At 67.4% G+C, this 7,463-nt stretch carries 8 protein-coding genes; 1 reads left to right on the top strand and 7 read right to left on the bottom strand.

Going from position 1 to position 7,463, the window contains the following annotated elements; genetic code table 11:
* The 6 genes from VFW04_03825 to VFW04_03800 all read right to left on the bottom strand — a co-directional run.
* Window positions 1–702 (bottom strand): hypothetical protein (locus VFW04_03825; GenBank protein ID HEX5178433.1); only part of this gene is annotated, 702 nt, incomplete at its 3' end.
* Window positions 699–1,754 carry an ATP-binding SpoIIE family protein phosphatase gene (locus VFW04_03820; GenBank protein ID HEX5178432.1) on the bottom strand — a complete coding sequence of 352 codons (1,056 nt, stop codon included), beginning with the start codon at window positions 1,752–1,754 and terminating at the stop codon, window positions 699–701. The genes VFW04_03820 and VFW04_03825, both read right to left, overlap by 4 nt.
* Window positions 1,755–1,758: 4 nt before the next feature.
* Window positions 1,759–2,139, bottom strand: a complete 381-nt coding sequence (locus tag VFW04_03815; protein ID HEX5178431.1) for an anti-sigma regulatory factor — start codon at window positions 2,137–2,139, stop codon at window positions 1,759–1,761.
* Window positions 2,140–2,143: 4 nt separating this feature from the next.
* Window positions 2,144–2,572 carry an STAS domain-containing protein gene (locus tag VFW04_03810; protein ID HEX5178430.1) on the bottom strand — a complete coding sequence of 143 codons (429 nt, stop codon included), beginning with the start codon at window positions 2,570–2,572 and terminating at the stop codon, window positions 2,144–2,146.
* A gap of 11 nt (window positions 2,573–2,583) precedes the next feature.
* Entirely contained in the window at window positions 2,584–3,492 is a 909-nt protein-coding gene (locus VFW04_03805) for an STAS domain-containing protein (GenBank protein ID HEX5178429.1), read from the bottom strand.
* Window positions 3,493–3,607: 115 nt separating this feature from the next.
* Complete coding sequence (locus VFW04_03800) at window positions 3,608–5,290, bottom strand: FAD-dependent oxidoreductase (protein ID HEX5178428.1); 1,683 nt, start codon at window positions 5,288–5,290, stop codon at window positions 3,608–3,610.
* Between the two features lie 138 nt (window positions 5,291–5,428).
* Between VFW04_03800 and VFW04_03795 the strand changes: the two genes are divergently transcribed.
* Window positions 5,429–6,901 carry an ATP-binding protein gene (locus VFW04_03795; GenBank protein ID HEX5178427.1) on the top strand — a complete coding sequence of 491 codons (1,473 nt, stop codon included), beginning with the start codon at window positions 5,429–5,431 and terminating at the stop codon, window positions 6,899–6,901.
* A 28-nt stretch (window positions 6,902–6,929) separates the two neighbouring features.
* Here the strand turns inward: VFW04_03795 and VFW04_03790 are convergent.
* On the bottom strand, window positions 6,930–7,463 hold a 534-nt coding region (locus VFW04_03790), incomplete at its 5' end, for a hypothetical protein (protein HEX5178426.1).

Here is a 7,463-nt window from a genome sequence, read left to right as displayed (position 1 = left end):
AAGCTCGTGACTCACGTCCGAGAGAAACCGCGTCTTGTGCTCCGAGGCGCGCTTGAGATCCTCGGCGCGATCCTCGAGCTCCGCATACAGCGCCATGACGCCGCGATTCGTCGCCTCGAGCTCGCCGTTCAGCCACTCGATTTGCATTTCGTGTCGCCGACCGGCGCTGATCGCTCGCAGCAGTTCGCGATTTTCGTGTCGCGCCTCCGACACGGCGTCTAACGACGCGTGCGGCGGAAGGGCGCCGGCAACGCGCGCGGCATCCGCCGCACCGAACGGTTGGGCGGAGACGGGAAGCGGATGCCCGAGCTCGAACACAGTCGCTCCGTCCTCGGCGCGGTAATAATGGAAGTGCGCGACGATCTGTGTGGCAGCCACGACGTCGGCCTCGGGATTGGCGACATCGCCGCTCGACGGGGTGGCATCGAAGTCGCGCATCGCCGTCGGGCTGCCAGCGACGCGTGCAACGAGCCATTGGCCGTCGCCGCTCCGGCGCTCCACCGAAAATCGCACCGCGGCGGCGCCGCATGCATGTGCGTGCATCGTGATCTCGCCGACCGCGGTCGCGAAGCAGCTGAGAGCCTCACTGCCCATGCCGACTGCATCGGCGAGCTGCCGCGCGTCGCGGCGCGCACGCACGACATCCGCGGCCGTCGAGATCACGGACTCGAGCAGCGGGAGTATGGTGGGAGACGCGGTCATGATGAACGCACGCGAACCGCCATGATGGTCGCATCGTCGCGTCCACGCGTGAAGTCGCGAAACAACGTGCCGGCGATCAGCGCCGGATGCCGCGACTCCAGGCCCGGATACGCGCCTAACTGCCAGCGCGTTCTGATCCCATCGGAGTGCATGACCAGCAGCGACGCGTCGGACCATGGATACGCGAACTCGCGCACCGTTCGCAACTCGTGCCCAACGATCCCGTTGTGCGATGCGAGACTCTTGGCGCCATCCGGTGCCACGATGACGGCGGAGATGTTTCCGATGCCGGCGAACGTGAGCCGGTTCTCGGACGGCACGATGGCGGCGACGGCGACCGCGGCTCCGCGCGTCGACCGCATGGCGTTGTGCGCCGCCTCGATGATCTGGCCCGGCGAGTTGTGGCAGCGTTCGCGCGCGACGTGCATGGCCACTTCAGCCGCCCGCGCGGCATCGAATCCATGTCCCAGTCCATCCGCCAGCACGACGAGTGTTCGGTGTGTCGAGCGATCGATGAGCCACGCGTCGCCGCACGCCCGTTCGGCGCCGAGTGGAAGACACACGACTCCGGCCGCGTCGCGCTCCGCGTCCCCGTCGTCGCCGCGCGCTTTCGCGATCACCCGCGCGAAGAGCGCCGTGCCGGTGTCGGGCGACGAGTACAGATCGAACTCGCCTGCCATGCGCCGAATCGCGCCTAACCCATGGCCCGCGGATCCGGCCGTGGAGAATCCGTCAGCCATCGCCTTGCCGAGGTCGGCGATTCCGGGCCCTTTGTCGAGCGCGAGCAGCTCCACGCCGGACGGCCGCCGACCCACCGTGCGCAGGAGCAGCAGCCCCTGCGACGCGTGGCGGACGAGGTTGGTCGCCGCTTCGGTCACGACGACGGCCAGAGTGCCGCGCTCGGTCTCGCTCATGCCCGCGGCTACGCCCAGCGGCGCGGCGCGCCGGCGCGCTTCGCCGATGTGGCTCTGCTCAGTGACCTCGAGCGCGACAGATGCCGGCCCGCCTAACGCATCGTCCAAAGCCGGGAGCGCGGTCGATTCCGGCACCATCACGTCACTTCCACTTGGTAATGGTCACGCGCGTGCCTTCGCCGGCGCGCGACCAGAGGTCGAAATCGTTGGACAGCCGCTTGGCCCCGCCCAGGCCGAGGCCCAAGCCCTTGCCCGTGGAGTAGCCATCCGTCATCGCCAGCGAAACGTCTGCAATTCCCGGCCCGCGGTCCTCGAACGTGAGCCGCAGGCCCGCGCGCCCGTCGTCGCTCACTGCCTCGAGGCGCGCCGTGCCGCCGCCCCCGTGGTCCAGCGTATTGCGCGCCAGCTCGCTCGCCGCCGTCACAATTTTCGTCTGGTCGACGAGACTCAGCCCCTGCGCGACGGCCCATGATCGCACGCTCTGCCGAACCGCGACCACGTCTTGTTGCGAGCGAACCGGCATGGTTTCACATCGCAGCACTGCCATCGGCATTCTCGGACGATGTTTCAGAGCCGGCAGCCGCGTCCCACTGTCTGGCATCGGCAGTCGCCGCGCGCAGCAGCGCCATTCCCTTTTCTACGTTGAGTGCCGTGCGCACTCCGGGCAGCGACAGTCCGAGCTCGACGAGCGTGATCGCGACGGCGGGCTGGATGCCCACGACAACCGTTTCAGCATCCAGAACGCGCGATGTTCCGGCAATGTCCGAGATCATTCGCCCGATGAACGAGTCCACCACTTCGAGCGATGAGATGTCGAGCAGCACGCCCCGTGCGCCCGTCTCCGAGATGCGCGCCGCGAGATCTGCCTGTAGCGTGAGCGCCAGCCGGTCGTGCATGTCGACCTGAATGCTGACGATGAGAAACGGCCCCATCCGGAGGATCGGGATGCGCTCCATCGATTGGTCCCTCAGGCGCGCTCGCGGGCGCGCGATTCCGGAGCAGGAGGGGCGATTCGAGCCACCGAGCGGCCCGTGCGCTGCAGCGCGAACTTGAAGGCGTCCGCCAGACTCGACTTGGTCACGACACCGGTCAGGTCGACACCCAGGTGCACGATGGTCTGCGCGATCTGCGGGCGAATCCCGCTGATGATGCACTCGGCGCCCATCAGGTGGACGGCGTTCACCGTCTTGAGAAGATGCTGTGCCGTGAGGGTGTCCACCGTCGGCACGCCGGTGATGTCGAGGATTGCGACGTCCGAACCCGTTTCCACGATGCGCTGGAGCAGCGTTTCCATGGCGATCTGGGTGCGGCTGCTGTCGAGCGTGCCGACCATCGGCAGCGCAAGAATTCCATCCCAGAGCTTGACGACAGGCGTCGACAACTCGAGCAGATCCTGTTGTTGCCGGGCGATCAGCGCTTCCCGGTTCTTCTGATAGACCTCGGTGGTGTAGAGGCCGAGCTCGTCGAGAATGGCGGTGGCGTTCCACACATCGTTCGCGAGCAGGTCGGTGTCGGAGCCTGCGAAGCGGCGCAGTCTGGTGAACAAGGGCTCCTTGAGCGAGAACACAAACGTGGCCGTCTCGGACGGAGAGAACCCTTGCGTCGCCCGAGACCTGGAAAGGTCTGCCAGGAATCCACGGACCTCGTCCCACCCGGCGCCGCCGACGTCCCCTGGATTGTTGGCTGCCGCCTTCTCGAGCAGCGCGATGAATTCGCGCGACTGAGCGCGCAACTCGTTGGCGGAGATGCTGCCGCGCGCGGATCTGACGGCAGACTGGGCAGCAACCCAGGCATCGAGGAGCCCGGCGCCGTCTTGCTCGAGAACGCGCGCGATTCGGCTGTAGTCGGAGCGAGCCGTGCGGCTCGTGTCAGCCACCGGGAACCTCCACGTCGTGAAAGCAGTGAGACCGGCCGCGATCTGCGGGCGCCGGGCGGACGAGGCGCCGAGATGCGCGGACGTCCGCGCAGCGCGCATGCAGGTCTCATACCCGTCACGGGGAGCGTTCCGCAAGGTATTCGTGGACAAATTTCACGGCCATGGCCCCTTCGCCGACGGCGGATGCCACCCGTTTGACGGACCCCAGTCGCACGTCGCCGGCGGCAAACACGCCGGGCCAACTGGTCTCGAGGAGGAACGGCGGCCGCGACCCCGACCAGTTAGGCGAAGCCGCTGCCGCGCGTCCGGTGCGGATGTAGCCGTCGTCGTCGGTTTCGATCCCGTCCGGCAGCCAGTCCGTGCGCGGCACTGCGCCAATGAAGGTGAAGACGGCCGGTGTGTCGATCGTGCGCGTGGCCCCGGTGCCGGTGTCCGCGACGACGATGCGTTCCAGACGCTCTCCGCCCTGCATCTCGCGAATTTCGGTGTGGTCGAGCACCTCGATGTTGTCGCAGCCTTCGATGCGCTCGGCGAGGTAGCTCGACATGCCGGCGCGCAGGTCGCCGCCGCGCACGAGCAGGAACACGTGCGGCAGGTGCTCGGCCAGAAACAGGGCTGCCTGGCCGGCGGAGTTGCCGCCGCCGACGAGCACGACGTCGATGTCGCGGCACTCGCCTAACTCGGTCGGCGTCGCTTCGTAGTACACGCCTAACCCGTCGAAGCGCTCGCGGCCGGGGACGTCGAGGCGCCGGTAGTCGGCGCCGGTGGCAATGAGCACGCACCGCGCGGTGGCGCGCTCGCCGCCATCGATGTCGATCGCGACGTTCTCGCCGTCGCGCCGGAGCGTCGACACGGGCGACGGAACCGAAAACTGCGCGTCGAATTTCTGCGCCTGGAGCGTCGCGCGAGCGGTGAGCTGCGCACCCGTGATGCCCGTCGGGAATCCGAGGTAGTTCTCGATTTTCATCGACGCGCCCGCCTGTCCGCCGGGCGATGCCCGGTCGAGCACGAGGGTGCGCAGCCCTTCCGATGCGCCGTACACCGCGGCGGCGAGGCCCGCCGGACCGGCGCCGATGATCACGAGGTCGTACACATCGGCGTCGAGCGGCGGCTTGAGACCCACGGCTTCGGCGAGCTGGCGGATGCTCGGGTTGCGCATGAGCGGCCGGCCGTCGTACGCGACCGCGGGCAGGTCGCGCTCGCCTAACCCAAAATGCGCGAGGAGCTCGCCCACGCCGGGATCCTCGTCGGTGTCGATCCAGGTGACCGGCACCTGGTTGCGGCCCAGGAATTCGCGCAAGTGGTAGGCGTCGCGCGAGCGTCCGGATCCGATGACGCGGACGCCCTGGAACCCCGAATCGATCAGCAGTTGGCGCCGCGCGATGAACGCGCGCAGGATCAACTCGCCGACGGCGGGCCGCTCGGCGATGATGCGCCGCACGTTCGGCGGAGCGATCTCGAGCACGCGCGTGTCGCCGCGCGCCACGGCGCTGACGAGTGGCCGGCGGCGGGTGAGGAGGTCCACGTCGCCGGTGAATTCGCCCGGCTGGTGGACGGCAACGGTTCTCGGTTCGTCGCCGGAGCGGTCGATGATCTCGATCTCGCCCGTGACGACGACGAAGAACGCGTTGCGGTTTCCGCCTGCCTCGAAGAGCCGGTCGCCGTCATGGAAGTCGCGGCGTGCGGCGTACTCGGCGAGGGTGGCGAGCTGGTCGGCCGAGAGGCGGGGGAACGCGATCTCGTTCCGCGGATCGTCGGGCGACACGGTGGGGTGTGATGCGGTTCGCGATTCGCTCATGCGGCGGTTCCTCGCAGATGGGGCACTGCAATGTATCCCCACGTCTGGACGCCGGGCGTCCACCGGCGGTCGCCATGCTATACTATCTTGATACTATACTATTGCGATAGTATAGTACTGCATGCAAGGAGTGATCTCATGAGCGATCTCATCGATCGCGAGCTGGAGCACCGCGAACTGCGCGGGCTCCTCGAGCGGGGTGTTCCCCAGCTGGCACTTCTCTACGGTCGGCGACAGGTGGGCAAGACCTGGCTTCTCACACACACGTGGCCTGAGGATCGCACGTTTTACTGGACGGCGTCCGCGACGACAGCCGCACAGAACAGGGCGCAGATCGTCCGCGATCTGGCCCAGTGGTCCGGCGACGATTTGCGTCCGGACGATTATCCGACATGGCGGACCGTGTTCAATCTCCTGCTCGATCTCCGGGCGCCGATGCCCCTCGTCGTCGTGTTGGACGAGTTCCAGTATTTCGGCGACGACGAGCACCATCTGACGCAGGTCGCGTCCGAGCTCAACGCGGCGTGGGAGCGCCGCAGGCCGCGCCGTCCATTCGTGCTCGTCGTTTCGGGTTCCGCACTGGGAACCCTCGAGGGCTTCGATGCAGGCGGTGCGCCGCTGCACGGGCGTTTCGCGTGGAAAGGCGAGCTGCGGCCGTTCGACTATTGGTATGCAGCGCAGATGACCCGCTTTCGATCGCTTCGGGACCGCGTGCGGGCGTACGCCATCTTCGGGGGAACGCCGCGCTACCTCGCTGCTGTGCGTGCGAACGACCCGTTAGGCGATAACGTCGCGCGGCTGATGCTTGCGCCGCGCGGCGAGGTGAGAGCGCTCGTGGAAACGGCCATCCTGCAGGAGCAGGGTCTGCGCGAAATTCCGAAATACGAGGCCATCATGCGCGCAATCGGCAGCGGTCGCACTGGACTGAACGAGATTGGCCAACGGTCGGGATTGCCTGCCGATACTTCGCTTCGAGACAAAGTGCAACGGCTCACGTCCCTCGGCTACGTCCAGCAATTCCGCAATCTTGGCGCGAAGTCGACCGTGCCGTTCAGGTATCGAATCGCAGATCCGGCCTTCACGTTTTACTATGAATTTGTGGCTCGCCACGAGACGGCGCTGGAGCGTCACGATGCCAAGACGGTCTGGCGGGAAGCGGTGGCGCCGCGTCTCGACACGTATATCGGGCGAACCTTCGAGCGCGTCGCTGAGCAAGCGTACGGCCGCATGCAACGCCGGCTCCGCCTCCCGCTTGTCGACGAGTGGGGCACATGGGAAGGGCGAGATCGTACCGGAGAGTCGCTGGAGGTGGACGTGGTGGCGTCGTTGACCGACGGACGCGTGATGACAGGCGCCGTCAAGTGGAATAGCCAACCGCTGGACGAACGCTGGCATACAAAGCACATGAAGATGTTGGAACGCCTTGCAGCGTCGGGCGTGAAGTGGGCACACGCCGCGCACCACGATGACGCGCCGCTCCTCTACATCGCTGCCGGAGGGTTTACCAAGGGCTTCGAGCGCGCCGCACGGGGAAGCCGCCGCGATGTGTACCTCTTCACGCTCTCGGACCTCTTCGGCAAGGCCAGGCCGAACCGCCGGGCCGCCGGCTGACGCGGCTTTGTTGGGCCGCGAGCCGCTGCTACTTGGCCCGCACGCCGAAGGTGCCATCGCCGCTCCGTGCGTTAGGCAGCGGGTTCTCGGGGACGGCGATGACCGGGGCGGGCGCTGACGGCGGTATCGCGCCGTCGAGGATGCCCCCGCGGGCCACGAGCTGCGCCGCGAGCACCGTCTGGATCACGTTGGCAATGTTGTTCGTCGTGGTCTCGGGCGCGCCGTTCGATCCGCCGGCGATCGTGACCATCCTCGCGTCGGACAATGCGTCGGCGATCACCGGCGCGATCTGCGGGAGGAGCTCGATCTGGCGATAGCGGAAGTAGCTCTCGCCGCCCGCGGCGATCGCCTGGTTCACTTTCTGGATGCTCTCGGCGGTCGCTTCGGCGATGCGGCGGATGCGAATCGCCTCGGCGTCGGCGTTTGCTTCGGCTTCGATGCGGACGCGCGCCGCGTCGGCCTTGGCCTGGGCGATCTGCGTCGCGTCGAGCTCCGCCTCGCGCTGGACGCCCATCGCTTCCTGCCGTTTTGCTTCGGCCTGCGCGACTAACGCAGCGTTGCC

This window comes from Gemmatimonadaceae bacterium (genome assembly GCA_036273715.1).
Taxonomy (GTDB): Bacteria; Gemmatimonadota; Gemmatimonadetes; order Gemmatimonadales; family Gemmatimonadaceae; genus JADGGM01.
The sequence above is the reverse complement of the archived record's forward strand: the minus strand, read 5'-3'. Positions and strand labels throughout refer to the sequence as shown.

Coding starts and splice junctions, on each gene's coding strand:
- VFW04_03820 (HEX5178432.1), bottom strand. CDS start 1,754: ATGGTGCCGGAATCGACCGCGCTCCCGGCTTTGGACGATGCGTTAGGC.
- VFW04_03815 (HEX5178431.1), bottom strand. CDS start 2,139: ATGCCGGTTCGCTCGCAACAAGACGTGGTCGCGGTTCGGCAGAGCGTG.
- VFW04_03810 (HEX5178430.1), bottom strand. CDS start 2,572: ATGGAGCGCATCCCGATCCTCCGGATGGGGCCGTTTCTCATCGTCAGC.
- VFW04_03800 (HEX5178428.1), bottom strand. CDS start 5,290: ATGAGCGAATCGCGAACCGCATCACACCCCACCGTGTCGCCCGACGAT.
- VFW04_03795 (HEX5178427.1), top strand. CDS start 5,429: ATGAGCGATCTCATCGATCGCGAGCTGGAGCACCGCGAACTGCGCGGG.